General features: G+C 34.5%; 24 protein-coding genes, 1 tRNA gene and 2 pseudogenes. 18 read left to right on the top strand and 9 right to left on the bottom strand.

What is annotated here, in order from left to right; translation table 11 throughout:
* Window positions 1-50 precede the first annotated feature (50 nt).
* From LMD38_RS20010 to LMD38_RS19985, 6 genes are all read right to left on the bottom strand, one after another.
* Window positions 51-959 carry a DUF6615 family protein gene (locus tag LMD38_RS20010; protein ID WP_144660148.1) on the bottom strand — a complete coding sequence of 303 codons (909 nt, stop codon included), beginning with the start codon at window positions 957-959 and terminating at the stop codon, window positions 51-53.
* A gap of 314 nt (window positions 960-1,273) precedes the next feature.
* Complete coding sequence (locus LMD38_RS20005) at window positions 1,274-1,774, bottom strand: hypothetical protein (protein WP_144660150.1); 501 nt, start codon at window positions 1,772-1,774, stop codon at window positions 1,274-1,276.
* A gap of 197 nt (window positions 1,775-1,971) precedes the next feature.
* Window positions 1,972-2,727, bottom strand: coding sequence for a hypothetical protein (locus LMD38_RS20000; RefSeq protein WP_228919938.1), 756 nt, complete (start codon window positions 2,725-2,727; stop codon window positions 1,972-1,974).
* 122 nt (window positions 2,728-2,849) lie between these two features.
* Window positions 2,850-3,935, bottom strand: a complete 1,086-nt coding sequence (locus LMD38_RS19995; RefSeq protein WP_228919936.1) for a tyrosine-type recombinase/integrase — start codon at window positions 3,933-3,935, stop codon at window positions 2,850-2,852.
* Window positions 3,936-4,055: 120 nt separating this feature from the next.
* Window positions 4,056-4,128, bottom strand: a tRNA-Val gene (locus LMD38_RS19990).
* A gap of 189 nt (window positions 4,129-4,317) precedes the next feature.
* Entirely contained in the window at window positions 4,318-4,542 is a 225-nt protein-coding gene (locus LMD38_RS19985; RefSeq protein WP_016716920.1) for a hypothetical protein, read from the bottom strand.
* Window positions 4,543-4,927: 385 nt separating this feature from the next.
* On the opposite strand from LMD38_RS19985, the gene LMD38_RS19980 reads away from it, so the two are divergent.
* The 6 genes from LMD38_RS19980 (at window position 4,928) to calY (ending at window position 9,842) form a co-directional block, all read left to right on the top strand.
* Window positions 4,928-5,155, top strand: coding sequence for a hypothetical protein (locus LMD38_RS19980; RefSeq protein ID WP_000251858.1), 228 nt, complete (start codon window positions 4,928-4,930; stop codon window positions 5,153-5,155).
* 155 nt (window positions 5,156-5,310) lie between these two features.
* Window positions 5,311-6,597 (top strand): D-alanyl-D-alanine carboxypeptidase family protein, encoded by a 1,287-nt coding sequence (locus LMD38_RS19975; protein ID WP_061183636.1) that lies wholly within the window; start codon window positions 5,311-5,313, stop codon window positions 6,595-6,597.
* Window positions 6,598-6,790: 193 nt separating this feature from the next.
* Window positions 6,791-7,360, top strand: a complete 570-nt coding sequence (sipW, locus tag LMD38_RS19970; RefSeq protein ID WP_062821872.1) for a signal peptidase I SipW — start codon at window positions 6,791-6,793, stop codon at window positions 7,358-7,360.
* 62 nt (window positions 7,361-7,422) lie between these two features.
* The gene (locus tag LMD38_RS19965; protein WP_061183634.1) at window positions 7,423-8,010 is read left to right on the top strand and encodes a CalY family protein; all 588 of its coding nucleotides are present in this window, start codon (window positions 7,423-7,425) and stop codon (window positions 8,008-8,010) included.
* A 135-nt stretch (window positions 8,011-8,145) separates the two neighbouring features.
* Entirely contained in the window at window positions 8,146-8,952 is an 807-nt protein-coding gene (locus LMD38_RS19960) for a DUF4047 domain-containing protein (protein ID WP_228919934.1), read from the top strand.
* A 296-nt stretch (window positions 8,953-9,248) separates the two neighbouring features.
* Window positions 9,249-9,842 carry a biofilm matrix protein CalY gene (gene calY / locus LMD38_RS19955; RefSeq protein WP_016716924.1) on the top strand — a complete coding sequence of 198 codons (594 nt, stop codon included), beginning with the start codon at window positions 9,249-9,251 and terminating at the stop codon, window positions 9,840-9,842.
* A 90-nt stretch (window positions 9,843-9,932) separates the two neighbouring features.
* On the opposite strand, the gene LMD38_RS19950 is transcribed toward calY, so the two are convergent.
* On the bottom strand, window positions 9,933-10,256 hold the full coding sequence (locus LMD38_RS19950; protein WP_033678331.1) for a helix-turn-helix domain-containing protein: 324 nt from the start codon (window positions 10,254-10,256) through the stop codon (window positions 9,933-9,935).
* 79 nt (window positions 10,257-10,335) lie between these two features.
* The gene (locus tag LMD38_RS19945; RefSeq protein WP_000276217.1) at window positions 10,336-10,470 is read right to left on the bottom strand and encodes an anti-repressor SinI family protein; all 135 of its coding nucleotides are present in this window, start codon (window positions 10,468-10,470) and stop codon (window positions 10,336-10,338) included.
* A 341-nt stretch (window positions 10,471-10,811) separates the two neighbouring features.
* Between LMD38_RS19945 and inhA1 (LMD38_RS19940) the strand changes: the two are divergent.
* Window positions 10,812-11,936, top strand: a pseudogene (gene inhA1, locus LMD38_RS19940) (M6 family metalloprotease immune inhibitor InhA1); the annotation flags it as partial.
* 127 nt (window positions 11,937-12,063) lie between these two features.
* On the opposite strand, the gene LMD38_RS19935 reads toward inhA1 (LMD38_RS19940), so the two are convergent.
* Window positions 12,064-13,500: an IS4 family transposase gene (locus LMD38_RS19935; RefSeq protein WP_001053964.1), complete on the bottom strand. Its 1,437-nt coding sequence runs from the start codon at window positions 13,498-13,500 to the stop codon at window positions 12,064-12,066.
* A 92-nt stretch (window positions 13,501-13,592) separates the two neighbouring features.
* On the opposite strand from LMD38_RS19935, the pseudogene inhA1 (LMD38_RS19930) reads away from it, so the two are divergent.
* The 11 genes and pseudogenes from inhA1 (LMD38_RS19930) to LMD38_RS19880 all read left to right on the top strand — a co-directional run.
* A pseudogene (gene inhA1 / locus LMD38_RS19930) lies at window positions 13,593-14,870 on the top strand (M6 family metalloprotease immune inhibitor InhA1); the annotation flags it as partial.
* A 172-nt stretch (window positions 14,871-15,042) separates the two neighbouring features.
* Window positions 15,043-16,410: an aldehyde dehydrogenase gene (locus LMD38_RS19925; RefSeq protein ID WP_000028360.1), complete on the top strand. Its 1,368-nt coding sequence runs from the start codon at window positions 15,043-15,045 to the stop codon at window positions 16,408-16,410.
* A gap of 238 nt (window positions 16,411-16,648) precedes the next feature.
* Complete coding sequence (potA, locus tag LMD38_RS19920) at window positions 16,649-17,632, top strand: spermidine/putrescine ABC transporter ATP-binding protein PotA (protein WP_000720319.1); 984 nt, start codon at window positions 16,649-16,651, stop codon at window positions 17,630-17,632.
* Window positions 17,629-18,477, top strand: a complete 849-nt coding sequence (gene potB, locus LMD38_RS19915; protein WP_000715494.1) for a spermidine/putrescine ABC transporter permease PotB — start codon at window positions 17,629-17,631, stop codon at window positions 18,475-18,477. Before potA ends, potB begins: the two co-directional genes overlap by 4 nt.
* Window positions 18,478-18,483: 6 nt before the next feature.
* Window positions 18,484-19,284, top strand: coding sequence for a spermidine/putrescine ABC transporter permease PotC (gene potC, locus LMD38_RS19910; RefSeq protein ID WP_000714205.1), 801 nt, complete (start codon window positions 18,484-18,486; stop codon window positions 19,282-19,284).
* A gap of 39 nt (window positions 19,285-19,323) precedes the next feature.
* Window positions 19,324-20,373 carry a spermidine/putrescine ABC transporter substrate-binding protein PotD gene (gene potD, locus LMD38_RS19905; protein ID WP_000772497.1) on the top strand — a complete coding sequence of 350 codons (1,050 nt, stop codon included), beginning with the start codon at window positions 19,324-19,326 and terminating at the stop codon, window positions 20,371-20,373.
* Between the two features lie 59 nt (window positions 20,374-20,432).
* Window positions 20,433-21,080: a phosphatase PAP2 family protein gene (locus tag LMD38_RS19900; protein ID WP_061183632.1), complete on the top strand. Its 648-nt coding sequence runs from the start codon at window positions 20,433-20,435 to the stop codon at window positions 21,078-21,080.
* A gap of 110 nt (window positions 21,081-21,190) precedes the next feature.
* A complete protein-coding gene (locus tag LMD38_RS19895; protein ID WP_062821870.1) occupies window positions 21,191-23,383 on the top strand; it encodes an MMPL family transporter in 2,193 nt (730 codons plus the stop codon).
* A gap of 100 nt (window positions 23,384-23,483) precedes the next feature.
* On the top strand, window positions 23,484-23,900 hold the full coding sequence (locus tag LMD38_RS19890) for a hypothetical protein (RefSeq protein WP_000490293.1): 417 nt from the start codon (window positions 23,484-23,486) through the stop codon (window positions 23,898-23,900).
* Window positions 23,901-23,998: 98 nt separating this feature from the next.
* Window positions 23,999-24,922: an RluA family pseudouridine synthase gene (locus LMD38_RS19885; protein ID WP_016716930.1), complete on the top strand. Its 924-nt coding sequence runs from the start codon at window positions 23,999-24,001 to the stop codon at window positions 24,920-24,922.
* Window positions 24,923-25,013: 91 nt separating this feature from the next.
* Window positions 25,014-25,619, top strand: a complete 606-nt coding sequence (locus LMD38_RS19880) for a DUF1648 domain-containing protein (RefSeq protein WP_014893199.1) — start codon at window positions 25,014-25,016, stop codon at window positions 25,617-25,619.
* The last annotated feature ends 35 nt before the right edge of the window (window positions 25,620-25,654 follow it).

Here is a 25,654-nt window from a genome sequence, read left to right as displayed (position 1 = left end):
TCTGTCTTTTTGAATTAGATTTTGTACAGTGATTATTTTAAGAATTGATGTTAATCTTCATAAGTAACCATTATGTATGACGGGAGATCTGTCCCAGCATATTTATCTGAAGTGTCCGTTGAGTCCTTAATTAAAGATTCCACAACAGGCGGAAGTTCTTTGAATATATATTTGTGGTCATTTAAAAAAAAATTGTATTTAGATTCTCTGTCACTGACAAGTTTTTCATGATAACCTTTATATGTTTTCAATATGCGATTAGCCAATGATTGATTCGTATTTGTATCACAGAATAGTGTATAGATTGGAAGTCCTTTTAGATCGTTAAAGGAAAAGGTATTCTTAGTGGTTCCCTGTTTGGCAGAATGAGTCTGATCTAGTAAAAATTTCACATGATATGCAGAAGAATAAGTAAAACTGAAATCTTTCTTTTCCTTAGGGATTTTCTGAAAGTCGTTTAAGTAGTCTGCTGCATTTAGAGTTTCATCACTTAAATAATTGTAAAAACAGTAGATTGGAATGGCTCTACGTATGTCTTTATATCCTAAATGAATATCTTCAGCAGCTGTGATTAGTTTATCGACCTGTCTAAGAATAGGTGTAGATTCATTCCCGGTTTTATTTTTATAATTATGTTTTAGAAAATACTTTTGATTATCTTTGATCTTTTTTGCTTGTATATAAAATGCAACCCAACTATTTTTCTTATTAGAGCCTACAAACCATAGAAAATCTGTACCGAGATTAAACTCAGCTGATTTATTGCAATGTTTTATTATAGTCTTCAAGCCTTTTTTTTGAATGTTCTCCTCAGTATTCGCCTGAATACTAGCCTTTAAATTAATAAGCATAAGTTCTGTCAAGGTTTCTTCTTGAATTTTAATATCAAGTTCTTGTGCTGCTTTCATAGTGTTGTATAATTTTTTTGATTCTTCTTTGAGTAAATAGCATAAGTCCATTTGATAGCTCACCGCCTAATATAAAAATGTATAATTATATTATAAGAATTTTCTGCATCCATGTCTAAATAATAGTAATATATACTAAAATTTAAAACAGATAAATGTTTTAAAAATTACTTATAAAAAATTAAAATACTAGTAAAAACACTATTTTACTATAAATTCAGTACTGTAATGAAAAGCTAATATGTAGTTTGTAAGGTGAGCGAAATAAGAGCATTTACTGTTTTGGTGTTTCGATTAAATTACTTCCATAAATAAAGTTTTTTTGCAGACACGAATTGAATTAACAGAACGCGTCTGCAAAGAAATTATACTGCTTTATCAATAGCATACAATATTTTCGCTCTATGTTTTAATTTCTCGGTGATGTTTAAATACCAAGTTCTTTTCGACGCATTCCATTTTTTGAGCGATAAGAAAGTATCCCAATCGAGCTCATATATTGCTTCTAGTGAAATGTTCTCATTAAATGTCACGATAATAACGTATTCGAATAATTTTTGTTGTGGTAGATCCGAACCCTTATCATTTAATTTGTTAAATACACCTGTTCCTTTAGTTGTCGTTGTTTTTATACTGTAACGTTCATTATTATCATTTATAGCATCTACACATTTTGTTCCTACTTCAACCGCTTTTAAATTTGGTAATAATGGTGATTCGTTATAAAATTCAATCGCTTTATATTCACCGATTTCTCCTACGAAGTTATTTGTTCTTATAATTTTTCTACTCCTTAATACTTCAAGCACAATACTATACACCCTAATTACACCGTCATTGTTTAAGCTTTCAATTATTTTTTTCATCAGAATCTCTCCTTCCAAATATGGTTCAAATATAGTGTTACCACATAAAGGAAATTAGAAACCTTTTCTAGTGAAAAAAATATAGAATAGGAGATTTTTGAATATTAATATTCAAAAATTTTTATCTAGATTTTTAAATTTAATTCACGGACAGCAAACGGCAATTATTTATAAAACTATTAATAGAAATTCAAAATCTATACCGTTTCGTGTCCTTCATCATTTAACCAGTTATAAAACAATTGGCTCATTGGATTTTCAAATGTTCGTGTTCCATTACGGAATGATATGTGATTGATTATGTTATTAATTGCTCCACGGATATATGCTTTTAAATTGCTGATGTTATTTTTATTTTTGATTTCATCAATGACCTTGAAGAACATCTTTTTGCTGATTGCGTTTTTACGTGCAAATACATATTCCTCGTGAATAATATCGTTTTGTATAATACCTTCTTTGTTAACAGTACTAGTATTAAAAACTTTATTTTGATTAGAAATATATACTTCGGAATGATTAGAAAAACTTCTAGAAGGCGATTCAGCAATACCGTGAAAATCCGTATCATCATTGACTTGTTCCGTTTGTTCACCGTTTGACATATCCGTTTGACGTTTTACAGGTGGCAGTATTTCACCACTTCTTTCTTCTTGCGGAATGAACGTAAATACCAGTGAAGCAAACTGTTCTGATACATTACGATTTTGTTCAATTTGTAGTAAATCAGCACATTTGTCCTTAATCTTCTTGAGGTTGCGTGAAATTGTAGAAGTTGTAACATCACATTTAACCGCCAATGTTGAGTTTTTTTGTGACACCACGAATGAGCCCTTTGCGTACGCTTGTTGGGAAATTGCTTCGATAATAGTAAACAACGTCGATCCATTTTTAACGTTCAGTCGTTCAAGCAAACGTTTCTGAATGTGGTTGATTTCGCTCTTAATACACATGAGTATTCTCCTTTTCATGGAGAAGAAACTTTGCTACAATTAAATAAGCAAGTCCTTCTCGGATTTGTACTGAACCGTTTAATCCCAAACTTTGGTCGGTGGGGGAGTAGACGGTTTTATTTTTATTTTCTTCTATTATTTCGTTTACGATTAATTACATTTTCACTTCCGAAAAATCCATGAGTAGCATGTTTTTCTTGAACGGTAGTATCCGCTAAATGACTGTATATGAGCACTGTTCGTAAGTCAGCATGTCCAAGGATTCTCCTTAACGATTCAACGTCACCAGAAGATGATAAATAATGGGTGGCGGCTGAATGACGTATCAAATGTAAATAGAAGCGTTTTTTTATTTTGGCTTCGATGGCGTATTTTCGGATATCACGTAACACATTGTTTTTACTTAGCATACGACCGCTCAATGATAGAAAAATTAAATCATCAACATCATCTTCAAACGCTTCATTTTCTTCGAGCAATTGTATAAGTAAACGATATGTTTTATTTGATAATGGTACAGTACGAGTTTTGCGTGATTTGGCATTATTGGATTGAATAATTACCGCTCGATTTGTATGGTCAATATCTGATGGCGATAATAACAATGCTTCGGTGATACGAAACATGCCATCAACGAGAAGATGTAACAATACATAATCACGAAAGTGCTTGAAACTCTTATTAGAATACGCTTTTGCCACCTTTAATAAGTTGTTCAATTCATCAACTGAGAGAATATCAATTTGTGTGTTATCTTTACGAAATCCCTCGAATTTATTGAATGGATTTTTGTTGATGATTTCTTGTCGCAAACACCAATTGATGAATGTTTTCAAACGTTTGATTCTACTGGAAATCGTTTCATCCGCTAATCCAACAGTTTGAGCACTTTCAGGTACATAAGCATGACCATCAAAGCGTACATATTCATTTTTCAGCCAGTAGACCCAGTCAGAAATGAAGTTTGTTGTGATGTCGGTCATATAAAATGTATGAGCATTTTGTGTTTCATGAAATGCCTTAATGCTATTAAACATAAGAAGGAATTGATTTAACGATTTGGGGCGTAAATTCTGTTTTACTTTACTATCAACAAATCTTTCAAATACACGTTCAACAGAATTTTCTTTTGAAATTTTGCTAGTTTTTCGTTTGTGGGGTTGTCGTTTTTTTACGATTTCTTTTTCAGTGAAGTATGTTAAAGACATAAAAAAACCTCCTTCAGTCTCATTTAGAGTTAAAGGAGGAGTTTCGATCAAAACTTGAGCGGTACTCACCGTTAGTTTTGGTCAAAATATGAAATTATCAACAGTTGATACAAAAGGATATGACCCCGGAGAGGCTCGAACTCACGACCTCCACCCTGTCAAGGTGGCGCTCTCCCTGCTGAGCTACGGGATCTTCAAAAATGCGTATGTAATAGAATCTTTACTCATTATGTTAAAGCAATTATATATAATTAACTGAAATTTTACAATATTTTTATAGTAATCTTTTTAACAGGAAGAATTTGGAGTTAATTTAGTAGTGTATTAAGGAATATGTAGGTAGAGAATGTAATGAAAAGTGGGTTCAAATAGAGCGGTTATATTATTTTTTTCGATACCAATCTAAAGGACCTTCATCACTCAAATCAACAAGAAAAGGGAATAAGAAGTGTAAAGGTAAGCTTAAAAGTTCTGGCATAGCGTTTATGGTTTTCTTTGATAAATATTGCCTTCCAAAACAATAGGGACAATCTTTTTCAAATGTCAAGAGTATCGACCATACATCTTTTACTTTCCACTTCGTTTTACAATACGTACAACGCGCCATGGAGTTCCTCCTCATTATAAGTTTTCTTCTAGTATATTCCATTCTATTGTACGAAAGTCATTTGTATTTGGTGTGATAAAATGTAATTTGTTTTATTTTTATGTGAGTTTATTTAGTTATTTATGATCCTTTACATATCGTTTGCTATTTTTGCAGGATGATAGATTTTCAGTTTCAATATGCAAACTGGCCAATATATCCTTTTTACAATTTACTTAAAATCATGTATAACAGAGATACAAGATTATTTTACCCCGCTATTTGCGGGCAGTAAGATCCACCTCAAAACTCAGCGAAAGCAAAGAGGTTAAGTGGGGGATGAAGCCCCCCCACTGATTAAAGTTTCACTTTATAATTATTCAGAAGTAGAGGGAGAATTATTGTAATGGTAAGGAAAACGTTCAAGATGCGCGTATCTAAAAATAGAACGATTTCAATTAATGGCTCAATTCTTGATGTGGATGTTACACATGATGAGTTTTTGCAAGAGTTTGTTGAGTGGGTCGATTCTAAAGGTTGGTCGTTTATGGGGATGACAGATGAGATTACACCTGAGGAAGCTAGTCAAAATTTAATAGATTCATTAATTGATGAGAAGGATAAGAAAGAATAATTCTTTCTTATTTTTTATTGTATATTTATGTTATTTATCGTAAAAGTATGATATAGTAAAAAACAGTGAATATTCTTCCAATTTAATACAAATTACATATAGATTGGTATATTCAGTTTTTAAGCTGTGAGAGTATAGTGAAAAGGGAGAGTCATATGGTAAATCTTAAGAAAATTTTGGCTTTTATTACCGTTATTTGTTTATTTTTTTTGACACCTATGACGTTACGTGCTGAGACGAATGTTGGAGTGAATCCAGAACAAGTGGCACCACCACCTAAGGAAGGGCCAAATGTTTTTAGTCAGTTTGCAACTACGATTGATGCGAAAACTGGAGATATTTTGTATGATAAAAACGCACATCATCGTGCATTTCCGGCTAGTATGACGAAAGTGTTAACGGCGATTTTACTTATGGAGCATACGAAGCCAGAGGATCAATTTACGTTTTCACAATTAGCATTAGATCAAGAGAAGAGTAATTATCAAATTGAGTTTCAACCTGGTGAGACGATTAATAGAAATACTGCACTTATGATTTTAATGGTGCTAAGTGCGAATGATGTGTCATATGCAATCGCAGAGCGTATTGGCGGAAGTGTTGAGAATTTCGCTAATATGATGAATGAGAGAGCGAAGCAATTAGGGGCTACCGATAGTCATTTTGTAACACCAAATGGATTGCATGATCCGAACCATTATACTACACCATATGATATGGCTATGATTACGAGAGGTGTGCAAAAGTACCCTGAGATTTTGCAAGCGATGAATACGAAAAGGACGACAGTTACGACATCTAGGCAGACGGTGTCTATTTTTAATAAATCTACTTATTTTGAAAATCCATTTAGTATTGGCGGTAAGACAGGTTTTACAAATGAAGCGCGCAATACGCTCGTTCTATTAAATGAGAAGGATGGAAATCGTATTATAAATGTAGTAATGGCTTCTCAAAGACCTGAAATTTATGAAGATTTAAAGCAGATGGCGGACTATTCTTTTGGTCAATTTGTGAAGCAAACTGTACTAGATAAACATAGTTGGCATCAAAAGACAACGTATTTAAATAAAGATATTGATAGCGAGCTTGAAAAAAGTGCAGAAGTGATGCTTAAGAAAGATGAAGGAAAAAATGTGAGGACGATTTTCCGTGCGGCTTCATTAGATAAAGATTCTTTGTATCATAAAGGAATTCATCGTGGTGAGGTAGTTGGTGCAGTTGATATTACGAAAAATAATCAAACAATTGCGACGGTAAATGTTCTTTCTAAAGAAGATGTTACTTTTGCGATGCCTAAAAAAGATACAGCTGAGCCTGAAGTAAATAAATCAAATGTGAAAATAATAAGTATTGGAATAGGCGCTGCTGTACTATTTGGAGCCATTTTATTTGTAGTGCTACGCCGAAATACAAAAGGAATGAAGTCAGAAGAAAAATAGATTACTAGTTAAAAGGCTGTGATGGGAATTTGTCACAGTCTATTTTTTATATATTTAAAATAACTAATAATTGTAAATTTTCTTATTGCATTTCCGTTCTGTTCGTTATATTATTTAGTTGTGTTCTTGTTAAAGAACAAACTGAATATTACATACTTCAAATAATATAAAACAACGGAGAGGAAGAGAAACTATGAAATTCGTTTGGAAGATTATTAGCAACGTTATCTCATTTGTTTTATTTGCATTGATGGTTTTTCTAGCTTTTGTGGTTATTTCGTCAAAAGCAAGTGGTGGGGATCCAACGGTGATGGGATATCAATTTAAATCAGTGTTATCAGGATCGATGGAACCGACTTTTTTAACAGGATCAATCATTGCGATAGAGCCAAAGAAAGATGGTTCTAAATATCAAAAAGGTGATGTGATTACCTTTAAAGAGAAAGATCAAAAAATTATCACTCACCGTATTATCGGTGTGAAAGATACAAATGGAAAAGTCATGTATGAAACAAAAGGGGATAACAATAATGGCCCAGATTTAGAACCAGTACTTGCGGAGAATGTAATTGGGAAATATGCAGATATTACAGTTCCTTATGCAGGATATGCATTAAATTATGCTAGTTCAAAGGCTGGAGCTGCTTTGCTTCTTATTATTCCAGGAGTCTTTTTATTAGGCTATTCCGCGATTTCTATTTTTAGTGTGATTCGCAGTATTGACGGAGAAAAGAAAGAGAAAAAGGTAGAACAATCCGTCTAGTTCGTTTGGTTATACTTTCCGGTTAGGAAGTTGACAAATATATAGAATAAGGGGATATGGACATGACTTTAAAGAAAAAATTAGGGATGGGTATCGCATCAGCAGTACTAGGAGCAGCATTAGTTGGTGGAGGAACATTTGCATTTTTCAGTGATAAAGAAGTGTCAAACAATACATTTGCGTCAGGTACACTTGATTTAGCAATCAATCCAACAACAGTTGTTAATGTATCAAATTTAAAACCTGGCGATACAATTACAAGAGATTTTAAACTAGAAAATAAAGGATCTTTAGATATTAAAAAAGTTCTATTGAAAACAGATTACAATGTAGAAGATGTGAAGAAAGATAATAAAGATGATTTTGGTAAACATATTAAAGTAACATTCTTAAAAAATGTAGACAAGCATGAAACAATCGTAAAAGAAACAACGCTAGATAAATTGAAAGGTGACACACTTACAGCGGTAGATAATGATCTATCTGCTTGGTTCTGGGATGAAAAAGGTATTTCTGCAGGTAAGTCTGATAAATTTACAGTGAAATTTGAGTTTGTTGATAATAAAAAAGACCAAAACCAATTCCAAGGCGATAAATTAAATCTAACTTGGACGTTTGAGGCACAGCAAACAGAAGGTGAAACAAAATAATAATAAAAAAGGGCTATCAAATAGATAGCCCTTTTTCTATTTTTCTAGTATATAGCTATCATTTTGTATCGTTCTTTATTATAATAAAGATATTGTTCTGTATAAAGAACGTAATGTTCGATGGGAGAGATTAAGATGCTGAAAAGACCGCGTAATTTAAAAAAGATGCTTATATTGCCGTGTATGTGCTCTATTACGTTTTATTTAGGATCTCAAATTATGACGCATACAGAAGCGGCATTCATTCATGAAACGAAAGTGGAAGCCGCTCTTTCTACAGCGATTATATTTCCAAAAACAGTTGATACGTTAAAAGAGGAAGCTGAGCAACATAAACAGTCTATTGAGCATGAGTATGGAGAAATGAAGGAGAAGTTGGTAGTAACTTCTATCGAAGAAATAGAACAGGCAATTGTTGTATGGCAACAAGGACGTGAGAAAATTGCTTCTGAGGAGGAAGCTTTACAGAATGTATATACTGCGATAGAAGCTCCTTATAATCAAATACAAGAAGAATTAAAAGTGAATAAAAGTGAATCGATTCAACAAGTAGCCCTATATGTGAATGAAGGTTTTCGCAGTATAAAAGAGAAAAGAGATTATATTGTGAAAGAAGTTAGTTTGCAAGCTATTGATGAACAAATTCAGGCTCTTGATAAACAATTAAAAGATGCAATAGATACAGAGAAAAAAGCGGAAGAGCAGAAAAAAGTAGAAGAACAGAAAAAAGTAGAAGAACAGAAGAAAATAGAGGATCAGAAAAAGGAAGAAGAACAGAAAAAAGCAGAAGAACAGAAAAAAGCAGAAGAACAGAAAGAAGTAGAAGAACAGAAAAAAGTAGAAGAACAGAAACAAGTAGAAACAGCTAAAAAACCTGAACAAGGAGCTCATGAGAAGGATACGGCCATTGATCATAATGAGAAAAAAATCAGAATAAACTGACGAATGTTATGAAAAAGAATGATGTATATGGGTGTGAGGGAGTACTTGCCCTCGCACTTATTGTGTTTCTTAAAATATAAACGTAATAATTCAGAAAAAACAAATAAATATTGAGAAATAAAAATAATTGAAAATACTAATAAATATTTGTTGTATTTATAGAGTTCTGTTCGTTATAATGAACTTAGGATTTCTAAAAGAGAACGAACATTAGCTAAGCTAATATAGTTTTCTTTATATCTCTTATTGAAAAATAAGAGACAAAAATATAAAAAAACAGCTAGGGGGAATTGATTGTGAGTCTGAAAAAGAAATTAGGTATGGGAGTTGCATCAGCAGCACTGGGGTTATCTTTAATTGGTGGAGGAACGTTTGCATTCTTTAGCGATAAAGAAGTATCAAATAATACATTTGCAGCTGGGACGTTAGATCTTACATTAAACCCTAAAACGCTTGTGGATATTAAAGATTTAAAACCAGGGGATTCTGTTAAGAAGGAGTTCTTATTAAAGAACGATGGTTCTTTAACAATTAAAGACGTTAAATTAGCGACAAAGTATACTGTGAATGATGTAAAAAAAGATAATGCTGGTGAAGATCTTGGTAAGCATATTAAAGTGAAATTCCTTTGGAACTGGGATAAACAAAGTGAGTCTGTATATGAAACAACTCTAGCAGATTTACAAAATACGGATCCAGATGTTATAGCTAAAGACGTCTTTGCTCCTGAATGGGCTGAGAATGGTGGTTTATTACCACAAACAGAAGACTATTTATGGGTACAATTTGAATTTGAAGATAACGGGAAAGATCAAAATATTTTCCAAGGTGATTCATTGAATTTAGAATGGACATTCAATGCTAGCCAAGAAGAAGGCACTGAAAAATAATAAAAAAAGCGGGGCCCCCCCGCTTTTTTTATTATACAATTCGTCATAAAGAAAAAAGAAGTGCCGGTTGTAAGCACTTCTTTCTATTTATTATTTTTGATCGTGCTTCCATTTTGTAAATTCAAGAAATTCACGAAATTGTTCTTTGGAGACACCGGAGCTCATCGCATCTTTAACGAGTTGTGTCCATTCGGAGTCTAAGTGATTTTCCCTTGTTGTTTCATCATGAAGTAAAGTATCAACTGGAATTTGTAGAACTGCTGCGATCTTTTCAAGAAACTGAATGGAAGGGTTTTTTTGTAAATTTCGTTCTATAGAACTAATGTAAGATTTAGCAACACCAGCTTTTTCGGCAAGTTCAGTTAATGAAATACCTTTTTGTAAGCGAAGGCGTTTTATACGTTCTCCAATCATATTTGCGCACCTTTCTATCAATATGTCGTCGTCTTATGATGTCATTATTATAACATAAACTTCGCTAAAAAGAACAAACCTATTGAGCCTGACTAGATGGTTTCATACGTTGGAAAAAATGTTCGATATCTTGTAGTGCAATGCCAGCGTCTAGAGCTTCAAGTATTAAATCAATCCATTCTTGATCCAATGCGTCAGTCTTATCTTTGTACAAATGTAATTCCTCCCTAATTATCGGTCATAACTGCTGCTACAGAATACGTGATAATGCAATCGGATTTTGTATTTATGTAGTGAATTATCAAATATTTTGTAGATAAAACAAAGATAAAATCCCCATTAAATTCCCTCTATGGCGATTATAAAGTTTCTGACAAATATTTTCAATATTTTCAGAAAACATTGTTGAATTGTGATATACTCGTATGCTAACTATGAAATTTTTACAAATATATTAAAAACATTACATAATATGACTGAATGTTGAAAAAATATTGAATTTTTAATAAAATTCAATTTGTAATACATATTATTTATTAGGGGAGGAAATAAGGGATGAGCAAGAAACCGTTCAAAGTTTTATCATCAATCGCTTTGACAGCTGTATTAGGCCTTTCGTTCGGAGCTGGTACTCAATCTGTATACGCTGAAACGCCTGTGAATAAGACAGCAACGAGCCCAGTTGATGATCATTTAATTCCAGAAGAACGTTTAGCAAATGCACTAAAAAAACGTGGGGTAATTGATTCGAAGGCTTCAGAGACTGAAACAAAGAAAGCTGTCGAAAAATACGTAGAGAACAAAAAAGGTGAAAATCCTGGGAAAGAAGTAACAAATGGGGACCCACTTACGAAAGAAGCATCTGACTTTTTAAAGAAAGTGAAAGATGCGAAAGCAGATACGAAAGAAAAGTTAGATAAACCTGCAACAGGAACACCTACTGCGACAGGCCCAGTTAAAGGCGGCTTAAATGGTAAAGTACCAACATCTCCGGCAAAGCAAAAAGCGTATAACGGTGATGTGCGTAAAGATAAAGTACTCGTTTTACTTGTAGAGTACGCTGACTTTAAACATAACAATATCGATAAAGAACCTGGTTATATGTATTCTAACGATTTTAACAAAGAACATTATGAAAAAATGTTATTCGGTGATGAGCCATTCACATTAGATGATGGAAGTAAAATCGAAACGTTTAAACAATATTATGAAGAGCAATCTGGCGGTAGTTACACAGTGGATGGAACGGTTACAAAATGGTTAACAGTTCCTGGTAAAGCTGCTGATTACGGTGCAGATGCTGCAAGCGGCGGTCATGATAATAAAGGACCAAAAGGACCACGTGATTTAGTAAAAGATGCATTAAAAGCAGCTGTAGATAGCGGTATTGATTTATCTGAGTTCGACCAATTCGATCAATACGATGTAAATGGTGATGGTAATCAAAATCAACCAGATGGTTTAATCGATCACTTAATGATTATCCATGCAGGTGTTGGACAAGAAGCTGGCGGCGGTAAATTAGGTGACGATGCAATTTGGTCACATCGCTGGACAGTTGGACCAAAACCATTCCCAATTGAAGGCACACAAGCGAAAGTTCCATATTGGGGCGGAAAAATGGCAGCATTCGACTATACAATTGAACCAGAAGATGGCGCAGTTGGTGTATTCGCACACATGCCCATCAACTTAAGAACGAAAACAAAATGAACTTTCGTTCAAACAAACTAAAAAACACGTAATGTACTTTTGGTATTGAAAAGTACACACACCAAATAAACTCTAACGAGTTTCATTTTAAAAATTATGCAGCTTTCTTTTGTTTTCCAAACCCATTATACTCATAGACAACACCCATAATATCAAAGATAGTTTTCTTCTCATATCGATGAGATTTCCGTCCATTCTTCTGTAGGAGGTCGAACAAACGGATTAAAATCTTTGTTAGATTTTGGGTGTTTCTCTGTATCGCTTGATATAACAGCGATACATGATCTTGAATCATCCCAATGGCTTTATATTCACTTAATTCTCTTTTGTTCTTTTGCAAAAGAAGTTTACGCATCTTAAACATCGTAGAAGAACAGATAAAGATGGCAATAAGTCTTCCATACACATGACATTCTAATCGCTCTTTTTTGATAGTTTGCCAATGATGAATTTGAAATAAGGATTTCCACGTTTTAAAAATAATTTCTATTTGCCAGCGAAGGGAGTAAAAGTCATGTATTTGTTCCATCGGAACAACTCCTTCAGGCGTATTTGAGACATATATGTTGATACCCGTTAATCGTTTACTCTTTTCTGAAAATGTAATACCCTTTTTACTTTCAGTGTAACTTTGTTTTTTTCTACGTTCCTGTATCTGTTTGTCTGTTAAACGATAGATAATTACACGTGTGAATAGTTTTTGATTCTTTCCAATGTAAGCTTCTTTTATTTCGTATGTTTGACCGGGTTTTAAATTGTTCATAATATGTTCTAAATCAACTTGGATATACTGTGATTGCTTTTTTACGGTTCCGTTTCGAAAGTATTCTGGAAACGGATTTTTTACATACACGGTATGGTTTAATTTTAATCTGGATATATAATAAGCACCTCGTTGATCCATTTGATCTAAGTCTTCTAATGAAAAATAACCTAAATCACGGATACATAAATCGCTTGGACGTAATGTGTCTAAGCATTCTGTTCCAAAGGTCTTATCATTATTTTTTCCTGGACCTATCTGAAAGTTTAGAAACTGTCCGCTATGTAAGTCATATTCTAATTGAATCTTGATACCCGCTGTTTGTGCACAACCACCTGATCCAGGATATACATGGGCTAAATGTTTTGGTACTTGGAAAATCGTCGCATCTAAAATACGAATTCGTTGAAAATACGTGAGCGCCGCGCTTGAAATGGCCGATGTTTCACAGATTTTACTTTTCCATAATGCCGAAAAAATATATTTCAAAAATTCAACCGCTTTTTTATCAAAGCGTTTATTGAGTCCTTCTGGACTCATAAGAGTGCCTGTAGCCGCATGTAATTGACTGCATAGTCGAACAAGCGAGTCACTCGCTGTACGTTGACTTACCCAAATACATATGGTAGCTAATTCATTTCCAGAAAACTTTCGTTTTCTTTTTACAAAACCTAATTCTTTTGCGAGTTCTTCCAAAAGAGAAGGGGTTAAATGACGATACAGTTCTTCAGAAAATAGTTGTAATTCATCTTGAATCGAAAGATTCATAAAAAATGTCACCCTTTCTAGCTAGCTTTTTAGAAAGAATAACGTTTTTTGTCACTTGGGGGTAGTGAAAATTCTTAAGTTGATGGGCATGTGTATTCGCACATGAATACGGTCATGATTTAGGTCTTCCAGATGAATATGATACACAGTATAGTGGTCAAGGTGAGCCAATTGAAGCTTGGTCTATTATGAGTGGTGGAAGCTGGGCTGGTAAGATTGCTGGAACAACGCCAACGAGTTTCTCGCCACAAAATAAAGAATTTTTCCAAAAAACAATCGGTGGTAACTGGGCAAATATCGTAGAAGTAGATTACGAGAAATTAAATAAAGGTATCGGTCTAGCCACGTATTTAGATCAAAGTGTAACGAAGTCAGATCGTCCAGGTATGATTCGTGTTAACCTACCGGATAAAGATGTTAAAACAATTGAACCAGCATTTGGTAAGAAGTATTATTACAGCACAAAAGGTGACGATCTTCATACAAAGATGGAAACACCGCTGTTTGATTTAACGAATGCAACGACTGCGAAATTTGATTTCAAATCGTTATATGAAATTGAAGCAGAGTATGACTTCCTTGAAGTACATGCTGTAACAGAAGATGGTAAACAAACGTTAATTGAAAGACTTGGGGAGAAAGCTAATAGTGGAAATGCAGATTCGACAAATGGAAAATGGATTGACAAATCATATGACTTAAGCCAATTCAAAGGTAAGAAAGTAAAATTAACATTTGATTACATTACTGATGGTGGTTTAGCATTAAATGGATTTGCTCTTGATAATGCTTCATTAACAGTAGATGGTAAAGTAGTATTCTCTGATGATGCAGAAGGTACACCACAATTTAAATTAGATGGCTTTGTTGTATCTAATGGAACTGAGAAGAAAAAACATAACTATTATGTAGAGTGGAGAAATTATGCTGGTGCAGATAATGCATTGAAATTTGCACGCGGTCCAGTATTTAACACTGGTATGGTCGTATGGTATGCGGACTCTGCTTACACAGATAACTGGGTTGGTGTACATCCAGGACACGGTTTCCTTGGCGTAGTTGACTCTCACCCAGAAGCAATTGTAGGAACTTTAAATGGTAAACCGACAGTTAAGAGTAGTACACGATTCCAAATCGCTGATGCAGCGTTCTCATTTGATAAAACGCCAGCTTGGAAAGTTGTATCTCCAACGCGTGGAACATTTACGTATGATGGCTTAGCAGGCGTACCGAAGTTTGATGATTCTAAAACGTATATTAATCAACAGATTCCAGATGCAGGACGTATTTTACCGAAGCTTGGTTTGAAATTTGAAGTAGTAGGACAAGCTGATGATAATTCTGCAGGTGCTGTTCGTTTATATCGTTAATACAGTAAAACTACCGAAAGATTTTTCTTTCGGTAGTTTTTTTGTGAGCAATGAATTTTATATACAAAAAGAAATTATATATAATGTAACTTTACGAATAGAAATTTATTGTATATGAAGTCTATATAAATAATGAAAGAATTGGATAAAAATAGTGGGAGAAGGTGAATGAATGAGTATTTCTTCTATTGTAAATAAACAAAAGGCATATTTTTATAATGGCTATACGAGAAGTGTAGAAGTGAGAAAGAATAATTTGAAGAAGCTTTATGAAGGCGTTCAGCGTTTTGAACAAGAAATATTTCAGGCGTTAAAATTAGATTTAAATAAGTCAGTTCATGAGTCATTTACAACGGAAGTGGGATATGTATTAAAAGAAATCTCTTTTCAATTGAAGCATATTTCATCGTGGAGTAAACCGAAGCGTGTTCGAACAGCGCTCACTCATTTTGGATCAAAGGGGAAAGTAGTGCCTGAACCGTATGGTGTGACACTTATTATTGCACCGTGGAACTATCCGTTTCAATTAGCAATTGCACCGCTTGTAGGAGCGCTAGCAGCCGGAAATACAATCGTTTTAAAACCGTCGGAGTTAACGCCAAACGTTTCCAAAGTGATTACGAGGATGTTAGAAGAATTATTCCAAGAAGAGCTTGTAGCGGTAGTAGAAGGCGGCGTTGAAGAGAGTACAGCTTTGCTGAAGGAACCATTTGATTATATTTTCTTCACAGGTAGTGTGGGCGTTGGGAAAGTTGTCATGGAAGCAGCAGCAAAACAGTTGACGCCGCTTACGTTAGAACTTGGCGGGAAAAGTCCATGTATTGTACATAAAGATGCAAAAATAGATGTAACAGCAAGAAGGATTGTGTGGGGAAAGTTTTTAAATGCAGGGCAAACGTGTGTAGCGCCTGATTATATGTATGTGCATGCTTCAGTGAAAGAACAGTTAATTGAAGCGTTGCGACATGAAATTGAGGAGCAGTACGGAAAAGAGCCGCTGCACAATGATAATTATGTACGAATTGTGAGTGAACGTCATTTTGAACGTTTATGTACGTTTTTGAAAGATGGTAAAACTGTAATTGGCGGGAACTATAAAAAAGAAACTTTACATATAGAACCAACAGTGTTAACTAATGTTACATGGGAAAGTGCTGTTATGGAAGACGAAATTTTTGGTCCGATTTTACCAATTATAGAATACGACAACATAGAAGATGTAATTGACACGATTCAGCAACACCCGAAGCCGTTAGCGTTATATGTATTCTCTGAAGATAAAGGAGTGCAAAAGAAAGTAACGAGTAATATTTCGTATGGCGGAGGCTGTATTAATGATGTCGTCTATCATCTTGCAACGCCATATTTACCTTTTGGGGGCGTCGGAAGTAGTGGATTAGGGAGTTATCATGGGGAAGAAAGTTTTCGGACTTTTTCACATTATAAAAGCATTTTAGCCCAATCTACGGCATTCGATATGAAAATTCGTTACTCTTCTACAAAAAGTGCTTTAAAATTCATACGAAAGTTGTTAAAATGATGATGGTGTTTATCAGTAGGCGTAGCCGTATGATAATAGCCCCTTCGGAATGGAAGGGGTTTTTCTGTTCGACATTATGTATCATGCGAAAATGAATCAAACATACTACATAAAGAATAGAAGTGAACGCTTGCTAAATAACCATTTTTGTTTGGATCGAAACAAAAAATAGTCTATAGAACATAAATATTTATTCATGAATATAAAAATTTAAATTTGAGGTAGATAGGACGGGAAAATGAAAAAGATTATTAAAGTTGAAGCAGTAGAAAAACATTTTGGAAATCAAGTGATTATCCCACCGCTTTCTTTAGATATTAAAGAAGGGGAATTTTTAACTATTTTAGGGCCGAGTGGTTGCGGGAAAACGACGTTACTTCGTATGATCGCAGGATTTGAAACGCCAACTAAAGGGAATCTTTTATTAGATGATGAAAAGATTAACGATTTGCCACCATATAAGCGTCATATGAACCTAGTGTTCCAACATTATGCGCTATTCCCACATATGAATGTGGAGAAAAATATTTGTTTCGGTATGAAAATGCAGAAAGTACCGGCAGCAGAGCAGAAAGAGCGTGCTGAAGAGGCAATGCGTTTAACGCAGTTACTTGAGTTCCGTAATCGTAAACCTGCAAAGCTTTCTGGTGGACAGCAGCAGCGTGTAGCAATTGCGAGAGCGATTGTAAATAACCCGCGTGTATTATTACTAGACGAGCCACTTGGGGCGTTAGACTTTAAGTTAAGAAAAGACTTGCAACGTGAATTAAAAAACTTACAACGTAATTTAGGAATTACGTTCATATACGTAACGCACGATCAAGAAGAAGCGATGAGCATGAGTGATCGTATCGTTGTTATGAATAAAGGCCATATTGAACAAATCGGAACGCCGAAAGAAATTTATAATAAGCCGAAAACGTTGTTCGTTGCGACATTTATCGGTGAAAATAATATTGTGAAAAACGGGGAAGGCTATGTAGCAATTCGCCCTGAAAATGTAAAAGTGCGTTCGGTTGAAGAGCCAATTTTAAAAGAATACCACCTTGGCCATATTGAAGACATTGAGTTTGTTGGAAATATGGAAAAGCTTTATGTACGTGATGAGAAAACATCAGAATTACTAATGGCATATCAAACTGCTGAAGAAGCAGCACAGTGGAGCATTGGAGATAATGTATACGTAGGCTGGGAGCAAGAGGACGAGGTGACCTTAAATTGAAAAAAGGGAAATTACTCGCACTACCTACAGTCGCATGGCTGTTAATCTTCTTCCTAATTCCCCTTCTGTTTGTATTGGCATTTGCCTTCATGCAGCGCGGAGCATATGGGACAGTGGAAATGCAATTTACATTAGAGAACATAGCACGTGTATTTGACCCATTATATATGGGGACGTTATGGGAAACAGTGAAAATTGCGGTTATTACCACAGTAATATGTTTACTGATCGGTTATCCATTTGCATATACAATTACAATTGTTGATCGCAAATATCGTTCGATTCTTTTATTATTGGCAACGATCCCGTTTTGGATTAACTTCCTTGTTCGTTCTTACGCATGGATTGTTATTTTACGTTCACAAGGTCTTGTAAACACATTGCTATTGAAGCTAGGTATTATTAGTGAACCTTTAAATTTACTATATAATACACCTTCTGTCATACTCGGAATGGTATATTCTTTATTACCATTTATGATTTTACCAGTGTATGCAGCGATTGAGCAGCTTGATAAGCGTAAGCTAGAAGCAGCTTATGATTTAGGGGCAACACCAGTAAAGGCATTTTGGAATGTTACAGTACCAATGACGATGTCAGGGATTGCTACCGGTTCTATTTTAGTGTTTGTTTCTTCTATCGGAATGTTTGTTGTATCAGACGTTATGGGTGGATCGAAAGTAGCATTAATCGGAAACGTAATTCAAAATCAATTCTTAGGAGCGCGTGATTGGCCGTTTGGATCTGCGTTATCTATGATTGTTGTTCTATTCTCTGTTCTGTTAATTTACTTATATTATCGTGCAACGAAAGTATATAAATATGATGGGAACGGAGGGGAATAGGCAAAGATGAAGAAGTTTTTAGTTTCTTATTCTTGGTTAATTTTATTGTTCTTGTATTTTCCAATGATGGTTTTAATGGTGTATTCCTTCAATGATTCTCGCATTAATGCGGAATGGGAAGGATTCACATTCCATTGGTATACAGATTTATTTCAAAAACAAGATGTTATTGATGCGTTTGTAAATAGTATGACGATTGCGGTCGTAACGACAATTGTAACGACAGTTCTTGGTGTGATTTTCGCAATTGCATTACATCGTTATAAATATCGTTATGAAGGTGCGATTAACGGTCTTGTATATTTACCAATTTTAATCCCTGATATTTTAATGGGATTATCTTTACTTATTTTATTTAGTCAATTAGGTATGGAGCTTGGTAAAACAACAATTATTATTGCACACATTACATTTAGTATTTCATTTGTTGTCGTTATTTTAGCAGCACGCCTTTCTGGTATGGGACGTGATTTAGAAGAGGCTGCGAATGATTTAGGAGCAACGCCGTGGCAAACGTTTCGTTATGTAACGTTTCCAGCAATTGCACCAGGAGTTATTTCTGCTGCATTATTAACATTCACATTATCAATTGATGATTTTGTAATTAGTTTCTTCGTATCAGGACCAGGATCAACAACATTGCCATTATACATTTACAGTATGGTTAAGCGCGGAGTATCACCAGAAATTAATGCACTTTCTACAATTTTAATTGTGGCTATCGTAGGATTAATGGTTCTATCTGAAATCTTCCGTAACAAAGGTGCAGATGGTGAAGAAAACTCTGGAGGACACCTTCCTTTATAATACGAACGATATAGAAAGTACGAGGAGGTAATAAAATCGATGAAATTAATGAAAAGATTAGCAGGCGCAGCAATTAGCTTTAGCCTTGTTGCTGGTGTACTTGCTGGTTGTGGTGAAAAAAAAGAAGAGTTAAACATTTATAGCTGGGCTGACAATTTTGATGAGCAAGTGTTAAGAGATTTTGAAAAGAAATATAACGTGAAAATTAACTATGATAAGTATGCAAGTAATGAAGAAATGCTTGCGAAATTACAAGCAGGTGGCGCGAAGTATGATTTAATTCAGCCGTCTGATTACATGGTTAAAACAATGGCGAAAATGGATTTATTAGCGCCGTTAGATAAAAAGAATATCCCAAATATCGAAAACATGATTTCTAATTTCAAAACACCTGCATTTGATCCAGAGAATAAATATTCTTTAGTATATACTTGGGGCGTAACAGGTATTGCATACAATAAAAAGTATGTGAAGGAAGCACCTACAAGCTGGGCTGACTTATGGAATGAGAAATATAAAGGGCATGTAACTTTATTAAATGATTCTCGTGAAGTGTTAGGAATGGGTCTTAAGAAGCATGGATTTTCAAACAGCACGAAAGACGATGCACAGTTAAAGACAGCAGCAACTGATTTACAGAAGCTACTTCCAAACTTATTAGCATTTGATACAGATAATATTAAACAAAAATTCATTACAGAAGATGCTTGGATCGGAACAGTTTGGTCTGGGGATGCAGCATTTATCGCAAAAGATAATAAAGATGTAGAGTACGTTGTGCCAAAAGAAGGCGGCACAATTTGGGCTGATACGTTAGCAATTCCAAAAGGTGCGAAAAACAAAGAGCTTGCAGAGAAGTTTATGAACTACTTATTAGATGAAAAAGTAAGTGTGAAAAACTACGAGTCAATTGGATACAGTAATCCAAATGAAAAAGCTCACCCTCTTCATAGTAAAGAATATCGTGAAAACCACATGATCTTCTTAACGAAAGAAGAATTAGATCGCACTGAATGGCTTGTTGATGTAGACGATAAGCTAAAAGACTACGATCGTTACTGGACAGAGTTAAAAACAAAAGGTAAATAAGTGAGAAAATGCGGTTTCTAAAGTAGAAATCGCATTTTTTCATAGTAGGAGGAAATCGTTTGAAAAAGAAGTTGCATCAATATGAGGTAATGTGTATCGGTTTATTATTTGCTGTATTTGGCATTGTTGCTTGGAGAGTACATGCTGGTGGTGTTACAGTGATGGATACATATGTCAGAGGGTTAGTAAAAGGATTACAAACTGAAAGTTCGCTTACATTTTTCTCACACTATACAAAATTAGGGTCTGCCATTGGGATCGTAACTACGCTCGTTATAAGTTTACTTGTTTTTTGGAGAAAACGTTACTATGCTGCGATGATCGTATATCCAGTGGGCATCTTAATAACCCATCTTGTGAATAAAGGGATAAAAGAAATTATGAAAAGGGATCGTCCGTCGCTAAATGAAGCGTTGGATGCACTTGGATATAGCTTCCCTAGTGGACATGCGATGTTATCTATTATGACATTCGGATTTCTTGCTTATATCATTGCGGCAAATTTGAAGAGTGTAACAGGGAAATATATGATAACCATTTTGATGGGAATAATCATTGTATCGATTGGATTAAGTAGAGTCATTTTAAATGTACATTATCCAACTGATATTTTAGCAGGCTACTGCGTAGGTGGTATTTTATTAATTATGGCGATTTATTACCATCGTTTACTTACTGAGAGGTTTGGTCTTAATAAAGAGAGATAGAAAAACGTCTAGAAAAACTATTATTATAGTTTTTCTAGACGTTTTTTGTTTGTATGAAGATGTGATACAGTATAAGTGACAATTGAATGATGTAAAGTAGGTGGAAATGTGTGAAAACAAATGTACATAAAGTAGATAAGTGGGGAAAATTAGGAGCTTTTTTGTATCAGTTCCGTTATACAGTAATAGTAGCATTACTATTGGTTGCGATAGCACTCGGTATATTCGCACCAAAGCTACCAGGCATATTAGGTGGTGATGGCTTCCAAACGGAAGGGGACTACCAGAAAACGAAAGAAATTTTAGATAAAGATTTTAAGAGGTCTCAAGATACACTTCTACTCGTTTTTGAAAAAAATAAGGGCGTTTCACATGAGGAATTTCAAAAGCAAGTAGAGGGGATTGTAAAAAATGTACAAGAAAAAGAGATATATGAATCTTTTCATCATCCAGTGCAAAATAAAGAAATGTTACAAGATGATATCGGCTATGCGACAATTTTATTTTCCGGGAAAACAAATAAAGAACGAATGGAAAAGACATTACAATTTGCTGATAAAATCGAAAAGAAAAGTAATGCAGCATTAAAAGTAACACCTACAGGGTTTCCGAAAATTAACAAAGAGATTAATGAAAGAACGCAAAATGATTTAAAAGTAGCAGAGATGATTGGGTTACCAATTGCATTTCTCGTATTACTATTTTCATTCGGTAGCCTTTTGGCATCTATTTTACCAATCGTAAATGGGGCACTTAGTGTTATTAGTACGATGGGCATACTATATTTTATAGGTAGCGATAAGGAACTATCTATCTTTGTGTTAAATGTTGCACCGATGATTGGACTTGCATTATCTATTGATTTTGCACTATTATTTGTAAATCGCTTTCGAGAGGAAGTTGCAAAGCGAACGGTAAAAGAAGCAATAGCAATTACATATCAGACAGCAGGGCGGGCAATCGTATTTTCAGGATTATGTGTATTCGTTGGCCTATCCGGCTTGTTTTTCTTTAAAATCGATTATATTCAGTCTGTCGCAATTAGTGGAATGATTGTTGTGATTATGAGTATTTTATTCTCGCTCACACTTCTTCCAGCGTTATTATCTTTAATCGGTAAACGAATATTAAAAAAGAATCAAGTAGCACATACACCGGCAAAGGCGTGGCGTATATTTGCACAATTTGTAATGAAACATCCAATTGTGATGATTATTGTTGTTACAACATTTATTGTGATTTGCTTATTACCATTACGTACAGCTAATTTGCAGTTCCCTGATGTGGAGGCTTTACCTAAACAAAGTGATACAAGAATTGCATATGAGAAGTACGAAGAGGCATTTAATGAAACTGCAAAAACACATGCTGATGTTACGTTAGTCGTAGAGACGAAAAAAGATATAAAAGAAAAAGAAAGTTTACAAAAGCTAGAAGAAGTCGTTCGGAAGTTAAAAGATGATAAGAAAGTAAATGAAGTAAGAAGTTTATACGACAGTTTAAATGGAATGAAATCAGATCAAGTTGCTGGGATGTTACAGTCGCCAGAAGCTGCTAAAATAGCTCCGGTATTTGAAGTGTATACGAAAGGAAATAAGACAACAATCGAAGTCTTTTTAGATACAAAACCACGTACTGAAACTGCTAAACAGTGGGTTCGTGATTTTAAACAAAATTATAAAGAAACGAACGTTACATATTATCTAGGCGGAATGACGACGTTCCAACAAGAGTTAGAAGATGAAATTAAAGATAAAGTTGCAATTGGTATGTCTGTTATATTTGGATCGACGTTTGTTATATTATTATTTGCATTTCGATCTATACTCATTCCAATTAAGGCGATTATTATGAATATACTTAGTTTAAGCGCAACAATTGGAATTGTTGTTTGGCTATTCGAAGGTGGTCATTTTGGTTTAGAAGCAAGTCCAGTTCTATTTGTTTTACCAATCTTCATTTTCGGCCTCGTCTTTGGGCTTAGCATGGATTATGAAGTATTTCTTATTTCGCGTATCCATGAACTGTATGAAGAAACAGGGGATAACGATCAAGCGACGTTAGAAGGACTTGTTTCAACAAGTAGAATTATTACATCAGCTGCATTAATTATGATTGTTGTAACTGGTGCTTTCGCCTTTACTGATATTTTACCAGTACGGCAAATGGGTCTTGGCGTTGCATTAGCGATATTTCTTGATGCAACAATTATCCGTCTTATACTCGTACCCAGTTTAATGAAATTGTTTGGAGACTGGAACTGGTGGTTACCATTTCGAAAGAAAAGAGAAAAATCATTATAAAAAATACTCATCTATAAGATGAGTATTTTTTATGAATAGCAAGACCTACATTTTGCAAATAGTATGTGATAAGAACATTACATATAAGTAGGTGAAGGCAATGTTTCGTTATTTTAAGTTTAAGCTAAATGATACAGTACAGTTTGCAGAAAATGATGGGCATATGTATCGCATTGTCGGTTATCGGTTAGAAAAAGGGTTTTATCCAAAAGATGAGTGGACTCATATCATTTATGAATTGCTTAGAGATTTTGATGGGTATACGATGGATGCGGAAGAAGAGGAACTTGTAAAGGTTATTCAAGTAGAGGATGAGTATTACAAAATACAAGAAGTATCGGGATATCGTTATCCGGTAAAAATGAAGCAAAAACAACAAGTGATGAAAACAGAAAAGATGGATGACTTATTAGATACGTATAACGATTATAAGAGATTGGCGGATTTCTTTAAAGATTTATCGTATGAACAAAAAGCGGAAGAAGTGTTGCAGGAAATGAGAAGGCGTAGAGCGTGAGGGGCAGTCTATTATAAGACTGTCCTCTATTTTTGACGGTGCATCAAAGTGTATTTTCCGTTACAATGAGAGAATCAATAGAAATAAGGTGATACAGTATGGAAACGAAGAAGAAGGGCGAATGGTGCGAAATTACTGTGCCAGCGAAATGGAATGGTATAAGCATTGAGTCGTTATTAAAAATAGAATGGGAAATACCGAAAAAGTTGTTACATCAGCTTCGTATGGAAAAAGGTGTTACTGTTAACGGAGAACAGAGAAGATGGAATGAGCTTTTAAAAGAGGACGAAAAGTTACAAGTTCATATGTTTATGGAGGAAGAATACGGTGTAGAGCCTGAATATGGTGAATTAGATGTAGTATATGAAGACGATCATGTACTCATTGTCAATAAGCCTGAGAAGATGGATACGCACCCTGCTGAAAAAGGCGGGATGGGAACACTTGCAAATCTTGTTGCCTTTCATTTTCAAATGCAAGGTTTAGAGACGAAGGTTCGTCATATTCATCGGTTAGATAAAGATACGACAGGTGGTGTCGTGTTTGCTAAACATAGAATTGCTGGTGCAATTATGGATCGTTTATTAATGGAACGAAAAATTAAAAGAACATATGCGGCTCTTGTAGAAGGGAAAGTGAAAAAGAAGCAAGGAACAATTGACGCGGCTATCGGAAGAGATCGCCATCATGCGACGAGACGACGTGTTTCTCCAAAGGGGGATCAAGCAATCACATATTATAAAGTAGAGAAGTATTTTAAAAAACAAAATGTTACGCTCGTAACGTTACAATTAGAAACTGGTAGAACCCATCAAATTCGTGTTCATATGAGCTATAATGGTAATCCGTTAGTTGGGGATATTTTATATGGTGGAGGAACGAAATATATGTCTAGGCAAGCGTTACATGCGATGAAGATAAACTTTTTACACCCAATTACGAAAGAAGAGATTGAAGTTGATGCACCATTTCCTACAAAATTAAATGACACAATGAAAGAATTTCAAAGAGTGAATGCGTAAAGTGTAAGTTTAAATTTGAGAAAAGTAGATTTTTGCAGGAATTTCTCTAAAAGAAGCGAAGCCGTTAAGAGAAAAGAGAGGTGAGAATCACTTGATCAAATATAAATATATACTAGGAATATTTTTTGCTTGTCTTTTAGTGACTCTATGTCTCTATCCATATTTACCAGAGCATTTGGCGGTACATTGGGATGTAAATGGTCGGCCAAACGAGTTTATGAGTAAACAAGTTGTTATAGCACTTATTCCTTGTCTTATTATTTTCTTACATGGATTGATGTATATTATTTCACATAATATATATAAGTTTAATGAAGACGAGCATGTCATTATAAGTGGATTTCTAAAGACGATTACTTTATTTATGTTGTTTATCCATATGCTCATTCTCTTTATTAATTTTGGAAGCGTGATATCCTTTCAAACAGGACTAACAATAGGGATTAGTATGTTTCTTTTTATGCTTAGTAAGGCGTTTAAAAAAGTTCAGAGTATGGAAAAAGACTCAATCAAATTAACAAAGATCCGTTTAGTGAGTAGACGGATTTTTCAAGTGATGGCATGTAGTATATTGTTTTCATTGTTTTTGAACTTGAAATGGGGATTTTATGTGTTACTTAGTGTAATAAGTGGTGGTTCTATTTTGTTTATGTTCTATGCTTTATACTCATACATAATAGAAAGTTATGAAACGTAAAAAAGAGTCTTCTCATTATGAGGAGACTCTTTTAA

Source organism: Bacillus pacificus, assembly GCF_020861345.1.
Lineage (GTDB): Bacteria > Bacillota > Bacilli > Bacillales > Bacillaceae_G > Bacillus_A > Bacillus_A pacificus.
Note: the sequence above shows the minus strand (reverse complement) of the source record. Positions and strands in the feature narration are given on the sequence as shown.

What these genes read in the sequence shown, in the direction of transcription:
- LMD38_RS19985 (WP_016716920.1), bottom strand. Translation starts at nt 4,542, where the DNA reads ATGGCGCGTTGTACGTATTGTAAAACGAAGTGGAAAGTAAAAGATGTA.
- LMD38_RS19935 (WP_001053964.1), bottom strand. Translation starts at nt 13,500, where the DNA reads ATGAATCTTTCGATTCAAGATGAATTACAACTATTTTCTGAAGAACTG.
- LMD38_RS19890 (WP_000490293.1), top strand. Translation starts at nt 23,484, where the DNA reads ATGTTTCGTTATTTTAAGTTTAAGCTAAATGATACAGTACAGTTTGCA.
- LMD38_RS19885 (WP_016716930.1), top strand. Translation starts at nt 23,999, where the DNA reads ATGGAAACGAAGAAGAAGGGCGAATGGTGCGAAATTACTGTGCCAGCG.
- potD (WP_000772497.1), top strand. Translation starts at nt 19,324, where the DNA reads ATGAAATTAATGAAAAGATTAGCAGGCGCAGCAATTAGCTTTAGCCTT.
- LMD38_RS19995 (WP_228919936.1), bottom strand. Translation starts at nt 3,935, where the DNA reads ATGTCTTTAACATACTTCACTGAAAAAGAAATCGTAAAAAAACGACAA.
- LMD38_RS20000 (WP_228919938.1), bottom strand. Translation starts at nt 2,727, where the DNA reads ATGTGTATTAAGAGCGAAATCAACCACATTCAGAAACGTTTGCTTGAA.
- LMD38_RS19965 (WP_061183634.1), top strand. Translation starts at nt 7,423, where the DNA reads ATGACTTTAAAGAAAAAATTAGGGATGGGTATCGCATCAGCAGTACTA.
- potC (WP_000714205.1), top strand. Translation starts at nt 18,484, where the DNA reads ATGAAGAAGTTTTTAGTTTCTTATTCTTGGTTAATTTTATTGTTCTTG.
- LMD38_RS19925 (WP_000028360.1), top strand. Translation starts at nt 15,043, where the DNA reads ATGAGTATTTCTTCTATTGTAAATAAACAAAAGGCATATTTTTATAAT.
- LMD38_RS20005 (WP_144660150.1), bottom strand. Translation starts at nt 1,774, where the DNA reads ATGAAAAAAATAATTGAAAGCTTAAACAATGACGGTGTAATTAGGGTG.
- LMD38_RS19980 (WP_000251858.1), top strand. Translation starts at nt 4,928, where the DNA reads ATGGTAAGGAAAACGTTCAAGATGCGCGTATCTAAAAATAGAACGATT.
- LMD38_RS19960 (WP_228919934.1), top strand. Translation starts at nt 8,146, where the DNA reads ATGCTGAAAAGACCGCGTAATTTAAAAAAGATGCTTATATTGCCGTGT.
- LMD38_RS19950 (WP_033678331.1), bottom strand. Translation starts at nt 10,256, where the DNA reads ATGATTGGAGAACGTATAAAACGCCTTCGCTTACAAAAAGGTATTTCA.
- potA (WP_000720319.1), top strand. Translation starts at nt 16,649, where the DNA reads ATGAAAAAGATTATTAAAGTTGAAGCAGTAGAAAAACATTTTGGAAAT.
- LMD38_RS20010 (WP_144660148.1), bottom strand. Translation starts at nt 959, where the DNA reads ATGGACTTATGCTATTTACTCAAAGAAGAATCAAAAAAATTATACAAC.
- sipW (WP_062821872.1), top strand. Translation starts at nt 6,791, where the DNA reads ATGAAATTCGTTTGGAAGATTATTAGCAACGTTATCTCATTTGTTTTA.
- LMD38_RS19975 (WP_061183636.1), top strand. Translation starts at nt 5,311, where the DNA reads ATGGTAAATCTTAAGAAAATTTTGGCTTTTATTACCGTTATTTGTTTA.